General features: G+C 73.1%; 15 protein-coding genes. 10 read left to right on the top strand and 5 right to left on the bottom strand.

From position 1 onward, the window contains the following. Positions 1 to 2: 2 nt before the first annotated feature. The 5 genes from yicI to ACF09K_RS07730 form a co-directional block, all read right to left on the bottom strand. Positions 3 to 2,276: an alpha-xylosidase gene (gene yicI, locus ACF09K_RS07750; protein WP_392241591.1), complete on the bottom strand. Its 2,274-nt coding sequence runs from the start codon at positions 2,274 to 2,276 to the stop codon at positions 3 to 5. An 11-nt stretch (positions 2,277 to 2,287) separates the two neighbouring features. After that, a complete protein-coding gene (locus ACF09K_RS07745) occupies positions 2,288 to 3,112 on the bottom strand; it encodes a carbohydrate ABC transporter permease (protein ID WP_392241590.1) in 825 nt (274 codons plus the stop codon). Continuing rightward, on the bottom strand, positions 3,109 to 4,071 hold the full coding sequence (locus ACF09K_RS07740) for a carbohydrate ABC transporter permease (protein ID WP_392241589.1): 963 nt from the start codon (positions 4,069 to 4,071) through the stop codon (positions 3,109 to 3,111). The genes ACF09K_RS07745 and ACF09K_RS07740 overlap by 4 nt, the downstream gene beginning before the upstream one ends. After that, a complete protein-coding gene (locus tag ACF09K_RS07735; protein ID WP_392241588.1) occupies positions 4,068 to 5,360 on the bottom strand; it encodes an extracellular solute-binding protein in 1,293 nt (430 codons plus the stop codon). The genes ACF09K_RS07740 and ACF09K_RS07735 overlap by 4 nt, the downstream gene beginning before the upstream one ends. Positions 5,361 to 5,479: 119 nt before the next feature. Continuing rightward, positions 5,480 to 6,706 carry an MFS transporter gene (locus ACF09K_RS07730; protein ID WP_392241587.1) on the bottom strand — a complete coding sequence of 409 codons (1,227 nt, stop codon included), beginning with the start codon at positions 6,704 to 6,706 and terminating at the stop codon, positions 5,480 to 5,482. Between the two features lie 83 nt (positions 6,707 to 6,789). Here ACF09K_RS07730 and ACF09K_RS07725 point away from each other — a divergent pair, with 83 nt between their 5' ends. The 10 genes from ACF09K_RS07725 to ACF09K_RS07680 all read left to right on the top strand — a co-directional run bounded on the left by ACF09K_RS07725 (position 6,790) and on the right by ACF09K_RS07680 (position 21,356). After that, entirely contained in the window at positions 6,790 to 7,803 is a 1,014-nt protein-coding gene (locus ACF09K_RS07725) for a LysR family transcriptional regulator (RefSeq protein WP_392241586.1), read from the top strand. Between the two features lie 435 nt (positions 7,804 to 8,238). After that, a complete protein-coding gene (locus tag ACF09K_RS07720) occupies positions 8,239 to 9,222 on the top strand; it encodes a translation initiation factor IF-2 (protein WP_392241585.1) in 984 nt (327 codons plus the stop codon). 733 nt (positions 9,223 to 9,955) lie between these two features. Beyond that, positions 9,956 to 12,064, top strand: a complete 2,109-nt coding sequence (locus ACF09K_RS07715) for a bifunctional polysaccharide deacetylase/glycosyltransferase family 2 protein (RefSeq protein WP_392241647.1) — start codon at positions 9,956 to 9,958, stop codon at positions 12,062 to 12,064. Continuing rightward, positions 12,061 to 13,413, top strand: coding sequence for an acyltransferase family protein (locus ACF09K_RS07710; RefSeq protein ID WP_392241584.1), 1,353 nt, complete (start codon positions 12,061 to 12,063; stop codon positions 13,411 to 13,413). The genes ACF09K_RS07715 and ACF09K_RS07710 overlap by 4 nt, the downstream gene beginning before the upstream one ends. 158 nt (positions 13,414 to 13,571) lie before the next feature. Next, complete coding sequence (locus tag ACF09K_RS07705; protein ID WP_392241583.1) at positions 13,572 to 14,987, top strand: nitrate/nitrite transporter; 1,416 nt, start codon at positions 13,572 to 13,574, stop codon at positions 14,985 to 14,987. 100 nt (positions 14,988 to 15,087) lie between these two features. Beyond that, complete coding sequence (locus ACF09K_RS07700) at positions 15,088 to 16,272, top strand: uroporphyrinogen-III synthase (RefSeq protein ID WP_392241582.1); 1,185 nt, start codon at positions 15,088 to 15,090, stop codon at positions 16,270 to 16,272. A 311-nt stretch (positions 16,273 to 16,583) separates the two neighbouring features. Next, a complete protein-coding gene (locus tag ACF09K_RS07695; RefSeq protein ID WP_392241581.1) occupies positions 16,584 to 17,180 on the top strand; it encodes a CGNR zinc finger domain-containing protein in 597 nt (198 codons plus the stop codon). Between the two features lie 364 nt (positions 17,181 to 17,544). Next, the gene (locus ACF09K_RS07690) at positions 17,545 to 18,066 is read left to right on the top strand and encodes a sigma-70 family RNA polymerase sigma factor (protein ID WP_010039908.1); all 522 of its coding nucleotides are present in this window, start codon (positions 17,545 to 17,547) and stop codon (positions 18,064 to 18,066) included. 38 nt (positions 18,067 to 18,104) lie between these two features. After that, complete coding sequence (locus ACF09K_RS07685; protein WP_392241580.1) at positions 18,105 to 18,896, top strand: anti-sigma factor family protein; 792 nt, start codon at positions 18,105 to 18,107, stop codon at positions 18,894 to 18,896. 60 nt (positions 18,897 to 18,956) lie between these two features. Then, positions 18,957 to 21,356: a HelD family protein gene (locus ACF09K_RS07680; protein ID WP_392241579.1), complete on the top strand. Its 2,400-nt coding sequence runs from the start codon at positions 18,957 to 18,959 to the stop codon at positions 21,354 to 21,356. Positions 21,357 to 21,527 lie beyond the last annotated feature (171 nt).

Below are 21,527 nucleotides of genomic sequence, written 5' to 3'. Positions count from 1 at the left end.
CGTCAACCGGACGCCGGCTCCAGCGTGAGGGACCCGGTCCCGGCCGCCGCCCGCGCCACCCGCTCCCCGGCCGCCAGCGCCCACGGCGCCGAAGGATCACCGCAGGAGGCCCGCAGGGTGTCGCCCTCCCGCACGACGGTGAAGGTCACGTCCCCGACCCGCACCGTCACCCGCGCGCCGCGTTCGAGCCCGTACGCCCGCAGGGTCACCCCGTCCGCGTGGGCGTAGTCCGGCCGGTCGTCCACCGCCCCCACCGGGATCACCGCCCCCGGCCTGACCAGCAGCGGCACGCTCGAGAACCCGTGGCGTTCGCGCACCCAGCGCGGCCCGGTGACCGTCCGGCCGCTCAGGAAGTGCGTCCAGGTGCCCTCCGGCACGTAGTACGTCACGTCTCCCTCGTCGCTGAACACCGGCGCCACCAGCAGGTCCGGGCCGAGCATGTACTGCCGCTCCAGGTGCGCGCACCCGGGATCGTCCGGGAACTCCAGCGCCATCGCCCGCATCACCGGCAGGCCCTCGGCATGCGCGGTGCGGGCCGCCTCGTACAGGTAGGGCATCAGGGTCAGCTTCAGCCGGGTGAACAGCCGCAGCACGTCCACCGACTCCTCGTCGAACAGCCACGGCACGCGGTACGTGGAGGACCCGTGCAGCCGGCTGTGCGAGGACAGCAGCCCGAAGGCCAGCCACCGCTTGAACAGCGCGGGCGTCGGTGTGCCCTCGAAGCCGCCGATGTCGTGGCTCCAGTACCCGAACCCGGACAGGCCCAGCGACAGGCCGCCGCGCAGCGACTCGGCCATCGACTCGTACGTCGCCTCGCAGTCGCCGCCCCAGTGCACGGGGAACTGCTGGCCGCCGGCCGTCGCCGAGCGGGCGAAGAGCACCGCCTCCCCCTCGCCCCGGTGCTTGCGGAGCACCTCGAAGACGGTGCGGTTGTACAGGTGGGTGTAGTAGTTGTGCATCCGTTCCGGATCGGAGCCGTCCGCCCAGGCCACGTCGACCGGGACGCGTTCGCCGAAGTCGGTCTTGAAGCAGTCGACGCCCTGCGCGAGCAGGGCCTCCAGCTTCGCCGCGTACCAGTCGCGGGCGGCCGGGCTGGTGAAGTCGACCAGGGCCATGCCCGGCTGCCACAGGTCCCACTGCCACACGCTGCCGTCGGGCCGCCTGAGCAGGTGCCCGAGCTCCTTGCCCTCGGCGAACAGCGGGGAGCGCTGGGCGATGTAGGGGTTGATCCACACACAGACGTGCAGCCCCTTCTCCTTCAGCCGTGCCAGCATCCCCTCCGGGTCGGGGAACACCCGGGGGTCCCACCGGAAGTCGCACCACTGGAACTCGCGCATCCAGAAGCAGTCGAAGTGGAAGACGGACAGCGGGAGTCCGCGCTCCCGCATGCCGTCGATGAACGACGTCACCGTCTCCTCGTCGTAGGAGGTGGTGAACGACGTCGACAGCCACAGCCCGAAGGACCAGGCGGGCGGGAGGGCCGGCCGCCCGGTGAGGGCGGTGTACTTGCGCAGGATCTCCTTCGGGGTCGGCCCGTGGACGACGTAGTACGTCAACTGCTGGGTCTCGGCGCTGAACTGGACCCTGGACACCGTCTCCGAGCCGACCTCGAAGGACACCTTGCCCGGATGGTCGACGAAGACGCCGTAGCCGGCGTCGGTGAGGTAGAAGGGCACGTTCTTGTAGGCCTGCTCGGTCGCCGTGCCGCCGTCGGCGTTCCAGATGTCGACGACCTGCCCGTTCTTCACCAGCGGCCCGAACCGCTCGCCGAGCCCGTACACGTGGGTGCCCACGCCGAGGCCCAGCTGCTCGCGCAGGTAGTGGGCGCCGGTCCCGTCCCGGATGATGCCCATGCCCTTGGGGCCGCTGGAGGTCAGGACCCGGCCGTGGGCCAGGAAGTCGACGCGCCACGGTCCGGTGCGCGCCACCCTGACCGACAGGGCGCCCGAGGTGAGGGTGGCGTACTCGTCGTCGTACTCGGCGCGGGCGGCGGTCTCCTGCCCGGTGAGCTCGAACACCGGCCCGGCCGGCCGGCCGCCCTCGAAGTGGGTGAGGGTCACCCCGATGACGTCCGGCATCGGGGTGTGGGCGGTGATCGTCACGACCGGCCCCTTCAGCAGGTCGCCGCGGTGGCGGACGGGCCGGGTCGGCGCGTGGATCTCCAGCGTGCCGCCCCCGGCGGTGGTGCCCCCGGTCGCGTCGACGTCGAGGACCTCCACCGGGTGCGCCGCGGTGACGCCCTCGCGCAGCAGCCAGTAGCCGTCGGTGAACTTCACGCGTGCACCCCTTACTTGACCGCGCCCACGGCGATGCCGCGGGTGAGCGTCCGCTGGAAGACGAGGAAGAAGACGATCGCGGGCAGCACGCCCAGCAGGGCGGCCGCGTTGGTCATCGTGGCGTCCATGAGGCGCTGGCCCTGCAGGACGCCGAGCGCCACCGACACGGTCTGGTTGTCGTTGGAGATCAGCATGACCAGCGGGAGCAGGAACTCGTTCCAGGTCCAGATGAAGAAAAACACCATCAGGACCCCGAGCGTGGGGCGGCTGACCGGGACCACGATCCGCCACAGCACCTGCCACTTGTTCGCGCCGTCCATGCGGGCGGCCTCGATGATCTCGCGGGGGAACTGCCCGAGCACCGAGGACAGGAGGTAGGTGCCGAAGGCCGCCTGGACCACCGTGAACACGATGATCACGCTGAGCCGGGTGTCGTAGAGGCCCACCTGCTTGCTCAGGTAGTAGACCGGGTAGACCAGCGCCTCCTGCGGCAGCATGTTGGCCAGCACGAAGAAGGCGAGCACCCAGGTGCGGCCCCTGATCCGGCCGATGCCGATCGCGTACGCGTTGAGCACCGACAGGGCCGCGGCGAGCACGGCCACCGAGCCGCTGATCAGCACCGAGTTGAACAGCTTCTGTCCGTAGTCGACCCGCTGCCAGAAGTCCCTCAGGCCGTCCAGGTAGAGGCCGTCGGGCAGGCTGAGCGGGCCGTGCGCGGAGTACTCGGCCGGTGACTTGACCGCGTTCACGGCCACGATCACGAACGGCACCACCATGAACAGGGCGGCCAGGCACAGGGCCGCCAGCACCGGGTAGCGGCGCAGGGCTGCGGTCATGCGCGGATCCCCTCCTCGGCGTCCTCGGCACGGGTCTGGAGTCTCAGGCCGATCAGGGAGACGGCCAGGATGATCACCGTCAGGACGGTGGAGATCGCGGCGCCGTAGCCGACCTGCGTCTTCTCGAAGAAGGTGGCGAAGGAGAAGTACGACGGCACGTTCGTCGCGCCGCCCGGCCCGCCCTTGGTCAGCACGTACACCGCGCCGAACACCTTCAGGGCGGCGATCGTGCACCAGGTCAGCACGACGTAGGTCTCCGGGCGGATCTGCGGCAGCGTGATGTGCCGGAAGCGGCGCCACCAGCCGGCGCCGTCCAGCTCGGCCGCCTCGTACAGCTGCGGGTCGACGCGCTGCAGGCCCGCCATGAAGACGACCAGCGGGAAGCCGATCTGCACCCACACCATCACGCCCATCACGCCGTACAGCGCGATGTCGGGGTCGCCGAGCCAGTCCTGCTGCCAGGAGCCCAGCCCGACCGCCCTCAGCAGGGCGTTGAGGGAGCCGCCGTCGGGGGCGAGGATCCAGCTCCAGACGATGCCGGCCACCGCGATCGGCAGCACCTGCGGGAGGTAGAAGCAGGCGCGCAGCACCGCGGCCCACCTCGGTCCGAAGTGCTTGCCGACGAAGTCGAACAGGGCGGCGGCCAGCACGAGACCGATCACCGTCGGTACGGCCGCCATGGCGACGACCATGAACAGGCTGTGCCGGAAGGACGCCCAGAACTCCGCGTCGTCCAGCAGCTCGCGGTAGTTGGCGAGGCCGGACCACTCGGGGCTGCCGACGCCCTGCCAGTCGGTGAAGCTCACGCCCGTGTTCATCAGGAACGGCACGACGATCACGGTGAGGAAGGCGAGGATCCCGGGGAGCAGGAACAGCGTGTACGTATCGCGGGGGCGGCGCGGGCCGGCCGGCAGGTGCCTGCCGACGGCCCGCGCGCCCCGTTCGACGGTGGCCGTCATCGCTTCGGCGCACCCTTGTCGTAGGCCTGCTGCAGGGCGCTGAGGTAGTCGTCCGGCTTCCGGGCGCCCGTCATCAGCTTCTGCGTCTCGGAGACCAGGACGTCGTAGAAGCCGTTCACCGGCCAGTCCGGGTAGAAGGCCAGGCCGTCCCGTCCGCTCAGCGTGTTGAAGTCGGAGATGAGCTTCTTGGCCTTCGGGTCCGTGACGGCGCTCGCGTCGGCCGCGACCGGGACGCCGCCCTTGTTGCCGAGCAGGTTCTGGATCTTCTTCGACAGGGTGATATCGATGAAGTCGTAGGCGAGGTCCTTGTTCTTCGCGTTCTTCGGGACCACCCAGAGGTTGCCGCCGGAGCCGAGGGTCAGGTCGGAGCCGGGCCACAGGGTGGTGTCCCAGTCGAACGTCGCCTCGGCCTGGAAGCGGCCGTACCACCAGCTGCCGGAGAACAGGATCGGTGCCTTGCCCTGGATGAAGGAGACGCCCGCGTCCTCGGCCTTGGCGCTGGTCGACTTCTCGCCGATGTAGCCCTTCTCCACCCAGTCCGCGAAGGTGTTCGCCGCGTACGTCCAGGCCGCGTCGTGGAAGTCGGCCTTCCCCTTGTACAGCTCGTACGTGTCGACCCAGGAGCGGTCGGCCCGGGAGAGGGCGAGCTGGTAGAGGTACTGCTGGGCGGGGTACTCGGCGCCGCCGTTGGCCAGCGGGGTGACGCCCTTCCCGGCGAAGGCGTCCATGGCCGCCGTGAGCTGGTCGAACGTCTTCGGCTCGGCGATTCTGTACTTCGCGAAGAGGTCCTTGTTGTAGTAGACCATCGTGTACTCGGCGTAGTTCGGCACGCCGTACCACTTGCCGGAGCCCATGACCCCGTCGGTGTCGTACCTGCTGGTCGTGCTCACGCCGGCGCTGAGCTTCTTGTCCCAGCCGCGCTTGGCCGTCTCGGTCGTCAGGTCGGTCAGCAGGCCCTGTCTCGACAGCAGGCCCGCGGTCGCGTTGCCCTTGTTGTACTCCATGAGGTCCGGCGCGTCCGAGGAGTTGAGGACCATGGACGCCGTCTTCTGGATCTGCTCGAAGCCCTTCTCCTCGACCTTCACCGTCACGCCCGGGTGCGTGGCCTCGAACTCCTCGACCGCCTCCTTCCAGGCCTGGCCCATCGCGCTGTCGGGGCCCTCGTAGTGCCAGAGCCGGAGCGTGCTGCCGTCGGACGCACCGCTGTCCGAGTCGCCGCAGGAGGACAGGAGGAGTGATCCGGAAAGGATCACCGCCGCGGCCGCCGCGCGCCTTCGTGTCGTCAACATCGAGTGCCTCCAGGGGACTCGGACGGTTCTGGGTGATGCCGCGCGGCGCTCGTGGGACCGATGCGACGCGTGGTGTCGAAGCGCTTCGACGTGGAAGGTATGCGGGAGCCGCCGGAGCGTCAATGGGTGCGGTCGGAGTTGGTGCAAGCGTTTCGACGACGTGAGCCGGCACCGCGGGTCAGGGTGTGGATCAGCAGGGCGGTGCAGGCCGCCGCGGCCGGCACCGCGAAGGCGCCCGCGGCCGAGCCGTGCTCCACCGCCGAGCCGCCGGCCACCGAACCGCACGCCAGGCCGGCGAGCAGGGCGGTGACGACCAGGCTCATGCCCTCGTTGAGGCGGTCGGGCGGGGTGCGGTCCTGGACCAGGGCCATCGCGGTCACCATCGTCGGCGCGGTCGCCATGCCCGCCACCAGCAGGGCCGCCGCCAGCACGGGAAGTGTTCCGGCGGTGCGGGCGGCGAGCAGCGGCAGGGACATCAGCGCCGCCATCGCCAGCAGGCACCACGGCAGCCGGCGGTCCGCCGGGCCGTGCGGTCCGCGCGCCCCGTACACCAGCCCCGCGGCGCACGACCCCGCCGCCTGGAGCGCCAGCACCACCCCGGCCGCCGAGCGGTGGCCCTCCGCGTCCGCGTAGGCGATCGTGACGACCTCCGTCGAGCCGAACACCGCGCCGGTGGCGACGAAGCACGCGAGCAGCGGCGGTATGCCGGGGGTGCGCAGCGGCGACGCGGAGGCCGTGCGGGCGACGGGCGGCGGCTCGGTCGCGCGCTGGGCGGCGAACACCAGCACCCCGCTCACCAGCAGCAGCACGCCGGCCAGCGTGCCCGCCTCCGGGAAGAACGTGCCGCACAGGAAGGCCGCGAGCACCGGGCCCAGCATGAAGCACAGTTCGTCGGCGGCCTGTTCGAAGGAGTTCGCCGCGTGCAGGCCGGCCGGGTCGCCCCGGAGCAGATGGTTCCAGCGGGCCCGCGACATGCCGCCGGTGTTGGGCGTGGTCGCGGTGGCGGCGTACGCGGCGAACAGCGTCCAGTCGGGGGCGTCCCCGCGCACGCACAGCACCAGCGCGAGGCTGCCGAGCGCCGCGAACAGCGTGGCCGGCACGGCGATCCGGGCCTGCCCGTACCGGTCGACGAGCCGCGCCGTCCAGGGCGCGACCAGCGCGGTCGCGGCCAGTCCGGCGGCGGTGACGGCACCGGCGAGGGCGTACGAGCCGCGGGTGCCGGCGATCATCACGACCGCGCTCACGCTGAACATGCCCATGGGCAGGCGGGCCATGAGGTTCCCGGCGGTGAAGGCGCGGGCGCCGGGGACGGCGAAGAGACGGCGGTAGGGGTGGGGAGGCGGCATGCGCCCACCGTCACCCGCGGCCGGTCCCGGGGTCCAACACCTGTTCGGAGCCGATTCACGCACCCGCGTTGTAAATTCGGCGGATGTCCGCTCACGTCGACCCCCGCCTGCTGCGCGCCTTCCTGGCCGTCGCCGGGGAACTCCACTTCACGCGCGCCGCGGCCCGCCTCCACGTCGCCCAGCAGGCACTCAGCCGGGACGTACGGCGGCTGGAGCGCGAGCTGGGCGCCGAACTCTTCCTGCGGACCACCCGTCAGGTGATGCTCACCGCCGAGGGCGAGCGGCTGGTGCCCCACGCGCGCGCGGTCCTGCGCGCGCTGGACGACCTGCTCGCCGCGTTCGGCCCGGCCCGGCCGTTGCTGGTCGACCTGAACTCCCCGGGGCTGTCCACCGGCCGCCGGGTGCTGCACCGGGCCCGTGAACTGGCCCCCGAGCACGAGCTGATGGCCCGCTTCGAGAGCGGTCTGACCGGGGCGGCCGTGGAGATCGCCGCGGGCCGGCTGGACGTGTCGTTCGGCCGGTACGCGGGCCTGGACCCGGTGCTGCGCGCCCAGTTGGACCATCAACTCGTGCGCTGGGAACCGATGGCGGTCCTGCTGCCCGAGGGGCACCCGTGGGCGTCGGCGCCCCGGGTGCCGCTGTCCGCGCTGGCGGGGGAGCGGGTCTACGCGGGCGCGGGGAACCCGCGGACCCCGGAGTGGACCGACCTCGCCCGACTCCTGTTCGAGGGGCGCGGCATCGAGATCGCGCCACCCGTCCCGCTCGCCGTGGGGGAGGAGGAATTCCGCCGGATCATGGCCAAGGAGCCGTCGCCGATCCTCGCGGTAGTAGGTTTTCCGGCCATGCCCGGAGCGGTGCTGCGGCCGCTCGTCGACCCGGTCCCGCTGTCCCCCGTGTCACTGGTGTGGCGAAAGGGGCTGGTCCATCCGGCGCTCGGGGCACTGCGCCGCGCGGCGGTCGAACTCGGGTTCGCGGAGGGGTGGTTGGAGCCTCCGGCCGGGGGGTGGATTCCAGACATGGACATGAACATGGCGTGTACCCATAAAAGAGACATCGCACACATCGACCCCGCGCCTGCGCTAGATTCGTCGCCCTGAGCACGCGGGGGTCACAGGGATGCGCTGACCGGGTGGGGGCCCGGGTTCGTCGGCATGTGCTCGTCGTCTCAGGCGCATTCAGGAACTGGCCCGTGGTGTCCCGTGGGGGGAAACGCACACGTGAAGAATTGGCGGGAAGATGCCCAACCGGACCGGCCGGACCGGCCGGAAGCGGCGTCGCCGACCGGAGACGTACCGGCCGCGAAGGGAGGCGTCCGGGAGTTTCCCGGCGGTGCGCGACAGCCCGTGAGGGGCGGACCGGGGCGCGGCGCCCGGGACGTCCTCCCGGACGCCGGCCCCGGGGCGGGTGGCCCGGCACCGGCCGGACATCTGGGCAAAACAGGGCGTATCGGTGAGCCGTCCACCTCGAACGGCCTTTCCGAAAACGAACGGTCGAACGGCGGGCTCCGGGACCCCTGGCAGGAGACCGCGGAAGTGTCCGTCCTCCTGCCCGGCAGGGACGCGGAGGGCTGTGACCCCGACGGTCCCGGCGGTCCCGGCGATCCCGACGAGATGACCGTCCGGCTCGACTCCCCGCACCCGGGGGCGGGCCCGCGCGGCAACCGCACGGACGCCTCCGACGTGCCCGTGTTCGTCGACGAGACGGGCCGTCGCGGCCGCACCTTCCGCCGCCTCGGCATCGCCGTCGCCGTCGGCTGCGCCGCCTACGCCGTCGTCATCGTCGCCACGCTCCTGTCCGGGAACGCCGGCGCGCCCTGGCTGCCGGTGCCGGGCCGGCACGACGACGAGCCGGCCGCCCGGGTCGAGACCTCCGGCGAGCCCAGCTCCTCGTCCACCCCGACGCCGCCCGGCTTCGCCGCGCCCGGCCGCCCCGGCCCCACCACCTCCGTACCGGCCGTGCTCCCGCCGGATACGGGCACGGCACCCGGCGCCTCGGGCAGCGCCGTCGCACCGCCGAGCGGGTCCGCCGCCGCGCCGCGGCCCCTGCCCGGCGGCTCCGGCCGGCCCAGCCCGGTCCTCACCAGCGCGCCCCCGGTCCCGGTGCCCAGCAGCCCCGCCGCGCCGCCGCCCGAGCCGTCCCCGTCCGCCACCGCCGAACCCACCCCGCCGCCCTCGCCCTCCCCGGCGGGAGACGCGGGGGGCGCGGGGAGCCCAGGGGGCGCGGTGGCGGGAGGCGCGGTGGATCCGGTGGCCGTCGGGGCGGAGACGGGGGGCGGTTCGGGGTCGGGCTCGGGGACCGGCTCGGGCTCCGGGTCCGGTTCCGGCTTGGGGGCCGGGTCCGGTTCGGGGTCCGGTTCGGGGTCCGGCTCCGGTCCCGGTGAGGGGACCGGTACGGCCGCGGCCACGGGGGGCGATCCGGGAACCGGCTCCGCACCCGAGCCGGGGCCGTCCCTGTCGCCGTCCTCCGGTGCCGAGGGCGTTTCCGTTCGGGTGACGGTGTCCGGCATCGTCCTCTGAGACCTGATCCGCCTCGCCCCGCCTTCTTTCACTTCCTCCCGGTTCGTTCCGTTCCGTTCGGTTCCGTCTCGCCGACCTCGCCGACCTCGCCGGTCGTCCCGCGCGTCCGCACGTTCGCGTATCCGTGGCGCGGCCGGCCGGTCCGGCCGCGCCGGCCTCCACCGGCCCGCGGCCCCGTCCCGTACGGCTGCCGCGGCGCCGTGCCGACGCGCCCACGGCGCCGGTCCACCCGTGCGGTCGTCCGGCCCGCCAGTGCGGCCCCTTCTTCCTCCGGGCTCGGTGGCACCTCCCGACTCATCGGCCCATCGGCCCCTCGGCCGTCAGCCATCGGCACCGCCGTGCCCGGCACCGCGGTCGCACCCGGCGCCGCCGTCTCCGCACTCGTCCCGCACTCGTCCAGCACCCGACCCGTACCCGTCCCCTTCCGGCGTCCGGCCGGCCCGTCCTCGTCCCCGAAAGAACGTCTCTCATGGCTCCACGCGACAACCGGCCCACGACCAGAAGGTCCGCCGGACACCCCGCCCACCCCCCGCACGACCCCGCCCCGACCCCGACGCCTGCCCCGTCCGCGCCCGGACACGACGGCGAGCGGCACGGCGCACCGCGGCCGCCCGCGGCCCGACGCCGTGCCGGCCGGGGCCGGTCCCGCGCCCGCCGGACACCGGCCGGGGCCGGAGCCCCGGCGGGCGCCGCCCGCAGGCGTCTGCGGCCACCCCTGCGCCTGCGCCGTCTGCTGCCCCTCGTGGTGCTGGCCGCCGTGATGGCGATGCTGATGCTGCGCGGCTACGTGCACAGCGAGGTCCTCGCCGACCACCGCGTGCGCCCGGACGCCGCCGCCGACCGGGTGCCGCAGGCGATCCTCGACGGCGGCCCCGTCGTCGACACCCGCGGCGGCCGGGCCACCAGCATCGACGTCCCGGACCACCGGATCGTCCTCACCTTCGACGACGGCCCCGACCCCCGCTGGACGCCGCAGGTCCTCGACGTCCTGAAGAAGCACCGCGCGCACGCCGTCTTCTTCATCACCGGCACGATGGCCAGCCGCTACCCGGACCTCGTGCGGCGCATGGTCGACGAGGGCCACGAGATCGGCCTGCACACCTTCAACCACCCCGACCTCTCCTACCAGTCGAAGAAGCGCATCGACTGGGAGCTGACCCAGAACCAGCTCGCCCTCGCCGGAGCCGCCGGCATCCGCACCTCCCTGTTCCGCCCGCCCTACTCCTCCACCGCCTCCGCCCTGAACAACGACACCTGGCCGGTGACCCGGTACGTCGGCAGCCGCGGTTACCTCACCGTCCTCACCGGCGACGACAGCGAGGACTGGCGCAGGCCGGGCGTCGCGCGGATCATCCGCAACGCCACGCCCGCCGACGGCAAGGGCGCGATCGTCCTGATGCACGACTCCGGCGGCGACCGCGGCCAGACGGTCCGGGCCCTCGACCTCTACCTCCCCCGACTCGAGGGGCAGGGCTACGTGTTCGAGAACCTCACCGACGCCCTCGGGGCGCCCAGCGCGCACACCGGGGTCACCGGCCTCGACCTGTGGAAGGGCCGCGCCTGGACCGCCCTGGTCACCGCCGCCGACGACCTCACCGGCGTGCTCGTCGTCGGCCTCGCCGTCATCGGCTTCCTCGTCTTCGCCCGCTTCGGCCTGATGCTGCTGCTGTCCGCCGTCCACACCCGTCGCACCCGCCGCGCCGGCTTCGTGCGGGGACCCGACACGCCGGTCACCGAACCGGTGTCGGTGCTGGTCCCGGCGTACAACGAGGCCAAGTGCATCGAGAACACGGTCCGTTCCCTGGTCGTGAGCGACCATCCCGTCGAGGTGCTCGTCGTCGACGACGGCTCCTCCGACGACACCGCCCGCATCGTGGAGGACCTGGGCCTGCCCGGCGTACGCGTCGTCCGCCAGCTCAACGCGGGCAAGCCCGCCGCCCTCAACCGGGGCATCGCGAACGCCCGCCACGACCTCGTCGTCATGATGGACGGCGACACCGTCTTCGAGCCCTCCACCGTCCGCGAGCTGGTGCAGCCCTTCGCCGACCCGCGCGTCGGCGCCGTCGCCGGCAACGCCAAGGTCGGCAACAAGGACACCCTCATCGGCGCCTGGCAGCACATCGAGTACGTGATGGGCTTCAACCTCGACCGCCGCATGTACGACGTCCTGGGCTGCATGCCGACCATCCCGGGCGCGGTCGGCGCGTTCCGCCGCACCGCCCTCGCCCGGGTCGGCGGCATGAGCGACGACACCCTCGCCGAGGACACCGACATCACCATGGCGCTGCACCGCGACGGCTGGAAGGTCGTCTACGCCGAGAAGGCCCGCGCCTGGACCGAGGCCCCCGAGTCGGTCCAGCAGCTGTGGTCCCAGCGCTACCGCTGGTGCTACGGCACCATGCAGGCCATCTGGAAGCACCGCCGCGCCCTGCTGGAACGGGGCCCCTCGGGCCGCTTCGGCCGGGTCGGGCTGCCCCTGGTCTCCCTGTTCATGGTCGTCGCCCCGCTGCTGGCGCCCCTGATCGACCTGTTCCTGGTCTACGGACTGCTGTTCGGCCCGACGGGGAGGACGATCGCGGCCTGGTGCGGCGTCCTGGCCGTCCAGGCGGCCTGCGCGGCGTACGCCTTCGTCCTGGACCGGGAGCGCCTGACCCCGCTGATCTCCCTGCCCCTGCAACAGCTCCTCTACCGCCAGCTGATGTACGTCGTCCTGCTCCAGTCCTGGATCACCGCCCTCACCGGCGGCCGGCTGCGCTGGCAGAAACTGCGCCGGATGGGCCAGGTGGCGGTCCCACCCGCCGAGGAGACGCGGCCCGCCGCGGAACAGGGGGCGACCCGATGAGCACCCGGTCCTCCGACCCGACGGGCACCCGGTCCTCCGACCCGACGGGCACCTGGTCCTCCGACCCGACGGGCACCCGGCCTTCCGACCCGACGGGCATCCGGTCCTCCGACCTCACGGGCACCCACCCCGTCGGCCTCCCCGTGCAGGTGCCGACCGGGGCGGGCCCCGAGGCCCGGGCGGCGGGGGAAGAACGGGGGGAAGAGCGGGAGGCACCGCGCGAACCGGCCTCCCGCGACCGCTACTTCGACCTCCTGCGCGCCGTCGCCCTGTTCCGCGTCGTCCTCTACCACCTCATGGGCTGGGCCTGGCTGCCCGTCGTCTTCCCCTCCATGGGCGTGATGTTCGCGCTGGCCGGCAACCTCATGGCCCGCTCCCTGCGCCGCCGTCCCGCGACCGACGTCGTCCGCGGCCGGCTCCGCCGCCTCCTGCCGCCCCTGTGGCTGCTCGGCGCGGTGGGCGTCACCGGCATGCTGCTGGGCGGCTGGGGTCCGGACGCGGAGGGCCACCCCGGCTGGTGGTGGCTCCACCTCGCCTTCTGGGTCCTCCCGCTGAGCGACCCGCCCTACGCCGAGGGCCTGCCCGGCGTCCCCGGGCTGATCGGCGACGACTGGGCGGTCGCCGTCGGCGTACCCCTGTGGTACCTGCGCGCCTACCTCTGGTTCGTGCTGCTGTCCCCGCTGCTGCTGCGCGCCCTGCGGGCCGCGCCCTGGCCGACGGTCCTCGCGCCGGTCGCGCTGTCGGCCGCCCTGGAGTCCGGCCCGGCGGCCGTCCCCGGCTGGCGGCTGGAGTCGACGCTCAGCGACATCGGCGCGTTCGGCGCGTGCTGGCTGCTCGGCATGGCCCACCAGGAGGGCGTCCTGCGCCGGCTGCCGCGGTACGTCGTCCCCTCCCTCGCGCCGGTGGTGGCGTGCGCCGGCCTCTGGTACGCCCTGACCCAGGACCTCAGGACGGGGCACGACCTCGACGACATGCCCTTCGCGCAGGCCCTGTGGTCCTTCGCGGCCGTCCTCCTCCTGCTGCACCTCAGCCCCGCCTGGCGGGAGTGGCCCCGGCGCCTGCGCCGCTGGGACCGGCCGGTCACCCTGCTCAACGCGCGCGCGGTGACGGTCTACCTCTGGCACAACGTGTGCATCGTGGTCGTGGGATCCCTCTGGGACCGCCTGTGGGACGTCGGCGTCCTGGAGACGGACGCCCACTGGGTCCTGGTCAGCCCCTGGCCCCAGCTCCCGGCCGTCTGGCTGCTCACCGCGGCCTGCGTCGTCTGTTTCGGCTGGGTGGAGGACCTGGCGGCCGGCCGGCGCCCGAGGATCTGGCCCGACGGGCGCCCGGGGGCCCACCGGGCCTGACCTCTCATGACGCCTCCGCGCGAGGTGAGAGCAACGTTCCCTTCCGGTCACCCACAGCCACAGGCCGGAAACGCGCCCTCCCTACCTTCGGGACTCATCACCTCTCATCCCCGTCCATCCCCGCGAACCACCCGAGCCCCGGAGCACGTGGAGGCGTCATGACAGCCCCTGGTACAGCCCCCGCACCCCCGACCGACCCGAGCACCGCGCCGGCCTCCGCGAAGAGGGGGAGCCGCTGGATCGAGGAGTGGGACCCGGAGGACGAGGCCTTCTGGAACGCCGGGGGCGAGAAGATCGCCCGGCGCAACCTCGCCTTCTCCGTCCTCTCCGAGCACATCGGGTTCTCGATCTGGACCCTGTGGTCGGTGCTGGTCCTCTTCATGGGCCCGGAGTACGGCCTCACCCCCGCCGACAAGTTCCTGCTCACCTCGATGGTGACCCTCGTCGGCGCCGTCGTCCGCGTGCCGTACACCTTCGCCGTCGCGGTGTTCGGCGGACGGAACTGGACGGTCGTCTCCGCCGCCATGCTGCTCGTCCCCGCCACCGCGGCCTTCGCGGTCATGGAGCCGGGCACCTCGTTCGGCACCTTCCTCCTCGTGGGCCTGCTGGCCGGCGTCGGCGGCGGCAACTTCGCCTCCTCGATGACCAACATCAACGCCTTCTTCCCGCTCCGCAGGAAGGGCTGGGCGCTCGGCCTCAACGCGGGCGGCGGCAACATCGGCGTGCCGGTGATCCAGCTGATCGCCCTCGCCGTCATCGGCGCGAGCGGCGGGCCCCGCGTGCTGCTCGGGATCTACATCCCGCTGATCCTCGTCGCCGCGACCCTCGCCGCCCTGTACATGGACAACCTGGCGTCCGTGAAGAACGACACCGGCGCCGCGATCGACGCCGCGAAGGACGGCCACACCTGGATCATGTCCTTCCTCTACGTCGGGACGTTCGGGTCGTTCATCGGGTACTCCTTCGCCTTCGGGCAGGTGCTCACCAACCAGTTCGGCCGCACGCCCCTGCAGGCCGCCTACCTCACCTTCATCGGCCCGCTCCTCGGCTCCCTGATCCGCCCCGTCGGCGGCTGGCTCGCCGACCGCTACGGCGGGGCCCGCATCACCCTCTACAACTACGTCGGCATGGCCGCCGCCACCGCCGTCCTGGTCTTCGCCGGCATGCGGAAGTCACTGCCGCTGTTCGTCTGCGTCTTCGTCGTCCTGTTCGTCCTCACCGGCCTCGGCAACGGGTCGACGTACAAGATGATCCCCGGCATCTTCCAGGCGAAGGCCGTCGCGAAGGGGCTCGAGGGCGAGGCGGCGGCCGCCTACGGACGCCGGCTCTCCGGCGCCTCCATGGGGCTCATCGGAGCCGTCGGCGCACTGGGCGGCGTCGCCATCAACCTCGCCTTCCGGCAGTCCTTCCTCTCCTACGGCACCGGCACCGGCGCCTTCCTCGCCTTCCTCGCCTTCTACGGCGTGTGCTTCGTGGTCACCTGGGCCGTATACCTTCGTCGTCCGGCCGGCCGGATCACCGCCACCGGGACCGCACCCGAGGCGAAGCCGCAGCTCAGCTACGCCGAGGTGTGACGTAACACCGGCGACACGAAGCCGAACCGAGCCTGTCACGCACCCTTGGCAGGCTCGCTCGGCATGTAAGGCCATACGACTCCACTGCGGGACGAGAGTGATGTACGAGCAGCGACAGCAGCGACCGGACCACGACCCCGACGGACGGGACGCCGAGCCGCACGGCCCCCTCGCCGGCTTCACGGTGGGGGTGACCGCCGCGCGCCGCGCCGACGAGCTCGGGGCACTGCTCCGGCGGCGCGGGGCGGCGGTGCTGCACGCGCCCGCCCTGCGGATCGTGCCGCTCGCCGACGACGGCGAACTCCTCGCCGCCACCAAGGACCTCCTCGACCAGGCGCCCGACGTCGTGGTCGCCACCACCGCCATCGGCTTCCGGGGCTGGGTGGAGGCCGCCGACGGCTGGGGACTCGGCGAACAGCTCGTCGCCCGCCTCGGCGGCGTCGAACTCCTCGCCCGCGGCCCCAAGGTCAAGGGCGCGATCCGCGCCGCCGGGCTCACCGAGGAGTGGTCCCCCTCCAGCGAGTCGATGGCCGAGGTCCTCGACCGGCTGCTGGAGGAGGGCGTCGAGGGCCGCCGGATCGCCGTCCAGCTGCACGGCGAACCGCTGCCCGGCTTCGTGGAGGCGCTGCGCGCCGGGGGAGCGGAGGTCGTGGGCGTGCCCGTGTACCGGTGGATGCCGCCGGAGGACGTCTCGCCCCTCGACCGGCTGCTGGACGCCACCGTCTCGCGCGGCCTGGACGCGGTGACCTTCACCAGCGCGCCCGCCGCCGCCTCCCTGCTGTCCCGCGCCGAGGAACGCGGGCAGCTCCCCGAACTCCTCGCCGCCCTGCACCACGACGTCCTGCCGGCCTGCGTCGGCCCGGTCACCGCGCTGCCCCTGCAGGCGCGCGGGGTGGACACCGTCTCGCCCGACCGGTTCCGGCTCGGGCCCCTCGTACAACTGCTGTGCACGGAACTGCCGGGCCGGGCCCGCGCGCTGCCCGTCGCCGGCCACCGGATGGAGATCCGCGGCCACGCCGTGCTGGTCGACGACCGTCTCCGGCCCGTACCGCCCGCCGGGATGTCCCTGCTGCGGGCGCTGGCCCGGCGGCCGGGCTGGGTCGTCCCGCGCGCCGACCTGCTGCGGGCGCTGCCCGGCACGGGGAAGGACGAGCACGCCGTGGAGACGGCCATGGCCCGGCTCCGGACCGCCCTCGGGGCGCCGAAGCTGATCCAGACGGTGGTCAAGCGGGGGTACCGGCTGGCGCTGGACCCCGCGGCCGATGCGAAGTATGCGGGCGGGTGAGGGGTGAACCGGGGTTCGGGTGGCCGTCGCGGGGGCTGCGCCCCCGGGCCCCCGTCGCGGGGGCTGCCGCCCCCGGACCCCCGCTTCGGCCTGAACGGCCTCGTCCTCAAACGCCGGACGGGCTGGATCACCCGGACCGGTGCCGAGAAGGGACCGCCGGGCGGGCCGAGTCGTCCCGCCGGCGTCTCCGAGGAACCCCCGGGCTGAAAGACGCCCCCGTCCCGTCGGAGGGCTTCCGGGGAGCCGGTCCCACCCCGCACTGTGAAAGGTGACGCTTCCTCCGGCAGCCTCTCCTCGGTGGTGACAGGCACATGGCACTGGGCACGGGCACGTCCCCCTACGACCTCCGCTTCGGCGCCGGACGGATCTGCCTGGACCTGCTCGCCACCGCCCACCCCCTCGAACGGCTCGACGCCCTGCCGCCGTTGTGCGCCTGGATCGGCGGGGCCGGTCTCGTGCCGCCCGGCACGCCGCTGGCCCACGCCGGCCCCTCCTGGCCGCCCGCCTTCCGGGAACTCCGCGGCAGCGTCCGCCACCTGGTGTCCGGGTGGCTCGGCGGCGAGACGCGGCCGGCGTACGGCGCCGCCCTCGCGCACGTCAACGCCGTCGCCCGCGCCGCGCCCCCGGTCCCCCGTGCCGTACGCGGGCAGGACGGCTCCCTGGTGCGGGAGTTGGACCGGGAGCCGGAGTGTGCGGCGCTGCTCGCGGTGGTCGCCCGGGACGCGGTGTCGCTGCTGACGGATCCCGTCGCGCGGGCGGCCCTGCGGCAGTGCGCGGGGGACGACTGCCCGATCGTGTACGTCGACACGTCCCGCGGGCGGCGCAGGCGTTGGTGTTCCAGCGAGGTCTGCGGGAACCGCGAACGGGTCGCCCGGCACCGCCGGCGCGCGGCGCTCGCGCGCGCCTGACCGCCACCGGGCGACAAGTGGGCGACAAGTGGGCCGTCCGGTATGGGGGTTTGACGCCCATTCCGCCGCCGCGCTGTCGACGTGATTTCGATTACACGTCGTTTACCTTCGCGCGCCGCCGGGCAGCCCGCCGCCCCGTCGTTCGTGTGGGGGAAATGTAAAGAAAGAGGGGCGGGAATGTGCCCTCATGTTCCCCTTGTCGTGTCACTCCGCAGAAATCTGTCACTCCGGTTTGAACACCCGCCGGACCGCATCCGTACCGGTGGGAGAGCGACCGACTCGGGGGAACCCCCGGACACCGGAGGTGGGCGTGCGCAAGGATGCGGCCGTGGCCAATGAACGTGGATCGAGGGCCCGACATCGCATGTCCCAGCCCTCGGAACCTGATGAGGAGCTGATGCGCGCTCTGTATCGGGAGCATGCCGGACCCCTCCTCGCGTACGTCCTGCGACTGGTTGCCGGTGACCGGCAGCGCGCCGAGGACGTCGTGCAGGAGACACTCATCCGTGCCTGGAAGAACGCCGGTCAGCTCAACCGGGCGACCGGATCGGTACGCCCCTGGCTGGTGACGGTCGCACGTCGCATCGTCATCGACGGCCACCGCAGCCGGCAGGCCCGGCCGCAGGAGGTCGACCCGTCGCCGCTGGAGGTCATCCCCGCGGAGGACGAGATCGACAAGGCGCTGTGGCTGATGACGCTGTCGGACGCTCTCGACGACCTGACCCCGGCCCACCGAGAGGTGCTCGTCGAGACCTACTTCAAGGGGCGTACCGTCAACGAGGCGGCTGAGACGCTGGGGATACCCAGCGGCACCGTACGCTCACGGGTTTTCTATGCCCTGCGGTCGATGAAGCTGGCTCTGGAGGAGCGGGGGGTGACGGCGTGATGAGCGTGTACGGGGGATTCGGAACGGGTGGTTCGGGTATGTCTGGGCCCATGCAGGGAGCCGCGCAGGGATCTCCGGGCCCGAGCGAACACGAGACCGTGGGCGCCTACGCCCTCGGGATCCTCGACGACGCCGAGGCAACCGCTTTCGAGGCGCACCTCGCCGGGTGCGAGTGGTGCGCCCAGCAGCTCGACGAACTCGCCGGGATGGAGCCGATGCTGGCCGCGCTCGCGGACCTGCCGGGCGCCGGGACCCCCGCCATCGGCGAGTCCCTGTCCGCGAAACCGGGCCCGCGACTGGCCGAGAAGCTCGTCGTCGAGGTCTCCGACCACCGCGCCCGGAAGCGCCGGCGCAGCATGTACATGATCGCAGCCGGTGTCGCGCTGATCATCGGCGGCCCGCTCGTGGCCGTGGCGGCCGGTGGCGGCGACGACGGCGGCGGCACCACCGTCGAGGCGGGCGCGAGCCCCGCGCGGTCGGTCTTCGAGACGCTCTCCGACAAGGTCACGGGCACCGACCCGGGCACCAAGGTCACCGCGACCGTCGCCATGGGCGAGAAGGCCTGGGGCACCGAGGCCGTGGTCGAGCTGAAGAACGTGGCGGGACCGAACAAGTGCTCGCTCATCGCCGTCGGCAAGAACGGCGAACGGGAGACCGTCTCGTCCTGGTCCGTCCCGGAATGGGGCTACGGCCTGCCCGGCGCCAAGACCGAGCAGGCCAAGAACCCGCTCTACGTCCAGGGCGGCGCCGCGTTCACCCCGAACGAGATCGACCACTTCGAGGTGATGACCTTCGACGGGAAGAAACTCGTCGAGGTCGACGCGCCGTAGCCCGCGGTGGCCCCCTTCGCGTACGGTTGACGGCTGCCCAGCACGTCAGAAGGGGGCCCGGTGGCCGCTCAGGCTCAGCAGGAAACCGCGGTCGACTCGGTTCAGGACTCAGTTCGTGACCGTGAGATCAGCGTCGAACAAGAACACCTGGACCGGGTGTACCGGCGCCTCGAGGAGAACATCCGCGAGGCCGAGTTCCTCATGCACGACGCGGCCCGCCGCGGTCAGGTCGGCACGCCCGGCGCCCTGGCCGAGCGGGACGCCCAGGTGTTCCGGGCGGGGATCCACCTCAACCGCCTCAACAACGAGTTCGAGGACTTCCTCTTCGGCCGGATCGACCTGCTCGCCGGCAAGGACGGCAAAAAGGGACCCGACGGCGCCTACACCGCCGTCGAACCCGCCGACGGCGCGATCCGCGACGACCACACCGCCGACATCGCCGAGACCCTCCACATCGGGCGCATCGGGGTCCTCGACGAGCACTACGAGCCGCTCGTCATCGACTGGCGGGCCCCGGCCGCCGCCCCGTTCTACCGGTCCACGCCGGTCGACCCCGGCCGGGTCGTGCGCCGCCGGGTCATCCGGTCCAAGGGACGCCGCGTCCTCGGCGTCGAGGACGACCTGATGCGGCCGCAGCTCACGGCCCGCCTCGACGGCCGGGAACTGCCCGTCGTCGGCGACGGCGCCCTCATGGCCGCCCTCGGCCAGGCCCGCAGCCACACCATGCGCGACATCGTCGCCTCCATCCAGGCCGAGCAGGACATGGTCATCCGTGCCCCCGCCGCCTCCGTCACCTACGTCGAGGGCGGCCCCGGCACCGGGAAGACGGCCGTCGCCCTGCACCGGGCCGCCTACCTCCTCTACCAGGACCGCCGCCGCTACGCGGGCGGCATCCTGATCGTCTCCCCGACCCCGCTCCTCGTCGCGTACACCGAGGGCGTCCTGCCCTCCCTCGGCGAGGAGGGCCAGGTCGCGATCCGCGCCGTCGGCTCCCTCGTCGACGGCGTCGAGGCCACCCTGTACGACCCCCCGGCGGTGGCCCGCGCCAAGGGGTCGTACCGGATGCTCAAGGTGCTGCGGAAGGCGGCGCGCGGGGCCCTCGAGGCGGGGCGGCCGGGCGGCGGCCCGCCGGCCGGGCAGCTCGCGTTCGGGGAGTCCGCCGACGGCGACGGCGACACCGGCCCCGCGGGCGGCCGCCCCCAGGCCCCCGCGGGCACGCCCGACCGGCTGCGCGTGGTCGCCTTCGGGCGGCGCCTGGAACTGGAGGCCGGCGACCTCGACCGGATCCGGCAGAGCGCCCTCGGCGGCACCGCGCCGGTCAACCTGCTGCGCCCCCGCGCCCGCAGGCTCCTGCTGGACGCCCTGTGGGAGCGCTCCGGCGCGGCCGGCCGGCACGCCGACCCCGAACTGGCCGCCGAACTGCGCTCCTCCTTCGACGAGGACGTCACCGGCGAGGACTCCTTCATCGCGTTCCTCGACGCCTGGTGGCCCGAACTGACCCCGAAGTCCGTCCTCGCCGCCATGGCCGACGAACGCCGGCTCGGCCGCTGGGCCCGCCGCATCCTCAACCCCGGCGAGATCCGCAGGGTCGCCCGCTCGCTGAGGCGCGAGGGCCACTCGGTGCACGACATCGCGATGCTCGACGAGCTCCAGGCGATCCTCGGCACCCCGGCCCGCCCCCGCAGGAGACGCGAACTCGACCCGCTGGACCAGCTCACCGGCCTCGAGGAGCTGATGCCGGTGCGCGAGGAGTCGCAGCGCGAGCGGGCCGAGCGCCTCGCCCAGGAGCGCACCGAGTACGCCCACGTCATCGTCGACGAGGCCCAGGACCTCACGCCGATGCAGTGGCGCATGGTCGGCCGCCGCGGCCGGCACGCCACCTGGACGGTCGTCGGCGATCCCGCCCAGTCCTCCTGGTCCGACCCCGACGAGGCCGCCCAGGCCCGCGACGAGGCCCTCGGCAGCCGTCCGCGCCGCCGCTTCCGACTCACCGTGAACTACCGCAACCCGGCGGAGATCGCCGAGCTGGCCGCGAAGGTGCTGGCCCTGGCGATGCCGGGCGCCGAGTCCCCGGCGGCGGTGCGGTCCACGGGGGTCGTACCGCGGTTCGTCGCCGTGGAGGACTCCCCGGGCGCCACCGTTCGCGCCGAGGCCGGACGCCTCCTGGAACGGGTCGACGGCACCGTCGGCGTCGTCGTGGCCATGAACCGCCGCGAGGAGGCCCGCCGCTGGCTCGCCGGACTCGGCGACCGCGTGGTGGCCCTCGGCAGCCTGGAGGCCAAGGGCCTGGAGTACGACGCGACGGTGGTCGTCTCCCCGGCCGAGATCGCCGACGAGTCCCCGGCCGGCCTGCGGGTGCTGTACGTCGCGCTGACCAGGGCGACCCAGCAGCTGACGGTCGTCTCCGCGGACCGCGACGAACCCGACGGGGACGGGGTGCCCGATCTGCTGAGGGACTGATTCCCGTGAAGTCCCCGCACGGGAATGGTGTTCCGGGATCCGTTTGTTAGCCTGGACGTGACACCGGCCCGATCCAAGCCCCCGGGCCCAACCTTCGTCGCCACGAGCGACCACTTGCCGCGAGGCGAGCATGGCGGGCCGGTGTCGCAGACAGAGGGAAGAGGCCCACGT

It is taken from the genome of Streptomyces sp. NPDC014882, from assembly GCF_043081325.1.
In the GTDB taxonomy this organism is placed as follows: Bacteria; Actinomycetota; Actinomycetes; order Streptomycetales; family Streptomycetaceae; genus Streptomyces.
This window is presented reverse-complemented; position numbering and strand designations above follow the sequence as displayed.

Coding starts and splice junctions, on each gene's coding strand:
- ACF09K_RS07745 (WP_392241590.1), bottom strand. CDS start 3,112: ATGACCGCAGCCCTGCGCCGCTACCCGGTGCTGGCGGCCCTGTGCCTG.
- ACF09K_RS07740 (WP_392241589.1), bottom strand. CDS start 4,071: ATGACGGCCACCGTCGAACGGGGCGCGCGGGCCGTCGGCAGGCACCTG.
- ACF09K_RS07735 (WP_392241588.1), bottom strand. CDS start 5,360: ATGTTGACGACACGAAGGCGCGCGGCGGCCGCGGCGGTGATCCTTTCC.
- ACF09K_RS07730 (WP_392241587.1), bottom strand. CDS start 6,706: ATGCCGCCTCCCCACCCCTACCGCCGTCTCTTCGCCGTCCCCGGCGCC.
- ACF09K_RS07725 (WP_392241586.1), top strand. CDS start 6,790: ATGTCCGCTCACGTCGACCCCCGCCTGCTGCGCGCCTTCCTGGCCGTC.
- ACF09K_RS07710 (WP_392241584.1), top strand. CDS start 12,061: ATGAGCACCCGGTCCTCCGACCCGACGGGCACCCGGTCCTCCGACCCG.
- ACF09K_RS07705 (WP_392241583.1), top strand. CDS start 13,572: ATGACAGCCCCTGGTACAGCCCCCGCACCCCCGACCGACCCGAGCACC.
- ACF09K_RS07700 (WP_392241582.1), top strand. CDS start 15,088: ATGTACGAGCAGCGACAGCAGCGACCGGACCACGACCCCGACGGACGG.
- ACF09K_RS07695 (WP_392241581.1), top strand. CDS start 16,584: ATGGCACTGGGCACGGGCACGTCCCCCTACGACCTCCGCTTCGGCGCC.
- ACF09K_RS07690 (WP_010039908.1), top strand. CDS start 17,545: ATGTCCCAGCCCTCGGAACCTGATGAGGAGCTGATGCGCGCTCTGTAT.
- ACF09K_RS07685 (WP_392241580.1), top strand. CDS start 18,105: ATGTCTGGGCCCATGCAGGGAGCCGCGCAGGGATCTCCGGGCCCGAGC.